The organism is Clostridium sp. (assembly GCF_030532265.1).
In the GTDB taxonomy this organism is placed as follows: domain Bacteria; phylum Bacillota; class Clostridia; order Clostridiales; family Clostridiaceae; genus Clostridium.
Map to the genome: position 1 here is coordinate 1 of NZ_JAUNLM010000128.1, position 1,752 is coordinate 1,752.

The 1,752-nt window shown below is 26.6% G+C and carries 2 protein-coding genes; both read right to left on the minus strand.

The window, feature by feature from the left end:
* A partial coding sequence (locus Q4E08_RS12120) for an SDR family NAD(P)-dependent oxidoreductase (protein ID WP_303131291.1) occupies window positions 1-1,354 on the minus strand: 1,354 nt, incomplete at its 3' end.
* 40 nt (window positions 1,355-1,394) lie between these two features.
* A partial coding sequence (locus tag Q4E08_RS12125) for a CpsB/CapC family capsule biosynthesis tyrosine phosphatase (RefSeq protein WP_303131293.1) occupies window positions 1,395-1,752 on the minus strand: 358 nt, incomplete at its 5' end.

Consider the following 1,752-nt stretch of genomic DNA (forward strand, 5'->3'; position numbering starts at 1 on the left):
CAAGAACATTTCCAAATCTTACTGCAACATAATCTGTTTTACTCTTTTTATTCATGGCTTGTACTATCATTTCGCACATTCTCTTTGTAGCACCCATTATATTTGTTGGATTTACTGCCTTATCTGTTGAAATAAGTACAAACTTTTCTGAATTAAATTCATCTGCACATTCTGCAACATTTAATGTTCCAAGTACATTATTTTTAATTGCTTCTTCTGAGTTATCTTCCATAAGAGGTACATGTTTATGTGCTGCTGCATGGAACACAACATCAGGCTTAAATTCTTTAAATATTTTTCTAAGTCTTCTTTTATCTCTAACTGATGCAATTATTGTAAATTGATCAAGTTCTGGCATATTTCTTTTTAATTCATTTTGTATGTCATAAGCATTATTTTCATAAATATCAAGTATTAAAAGTTTCTTTGGTTTAAAGTTAGCAATTTGTCTACAAAGTTCTGATCCAATAGAGCCTCCTCCACCAGTTACAAGAACTACTTTATCATTTAAATAACTTGAAACTCCATCTTTATCAAGTTTAACTTCATCTCTACCAAGTAAATCTTTAATATCAACATCTCTCATTTGTGTAAGAGATAACCTTCCCCCCATTATTTCATAAACACCTGGTATTATTTTAATCTCAGCATTTGTTTGCTGACATATTTCTATTATTTCTTTCTTTTTCTTTGGACTAGTTTTTGAAATTGCTATAATTATTGTATCTATATTGTATTCTTCAACAACTCTTAGAATATCATTTCTATTTCCAACAACCTTTACCCCAAGAAGAAATGTTCCAATTTTATTTTTATCATCATCAATAACTCCAACCGGAACCATATTTACTTCTTTTTTATTTTTATACATTTCAGAAATAACCATATGACCACATGAACCAGCACCAACTACAAGAACTCTTTTTTTTGCATTTTTTACATCAAGTTTTCCATATACAATAATTCTTCTATATATTCTATATGAAAGCCTTATACCAACTACCATAACATATATAAGTATTGCACTTAATATAACAATACTATTTGGTAAACTTCTATTTTCAATATTGTTATATATAAGATTTATTATGCAACCAATAATACATGCAAATAATCCTTTTATAAATTCATCTATACTTGCATTACTCCATAAACTTTTGTACATCTTAAATAATGCTAATGGAATAATATACGACAAAAATATTATCGGTAGCATTCTTATATAATATTGCATATAATCATGTGGAATATTAAAGTCAAATCTAACAATAAAACTAAATAAGTATGCAATATTTATAAAAATTATATCTGCTATTAATAATAGTGGTACTCTCCATTTTTTTATTTTATTCATAATATTACTTCCCCTATTTTTACTAACTTAAAAATTTTTATTATATAAAGAAAAATTTTTTCCTTTTTAATTTACTTCCTTCATAATTTATATCTTCATTATTAAGTAACTTAACTTCATTTTCTAAAAATACGCTTCTTAATAAAATATTTTTCTTAAATACTTCTTGAGACTCTTCAAGTATTCCAGTATTTCTACTTTTATTATTATGAGCATCGCTTCCAATAAATGAATATACTCCAGCTTTTATAAGCTTTTCTGCTGTTTTTTTGACATCTTTTCCAAAGTCCCCTCTTACACTTCCTGCATTAAGCTGAAAAAGGCATCCTTCATCAATAAAGTCATTTAATACTTCAACATTACTTATAACTTCTGAATATCTTTCAGGATGAGCAATA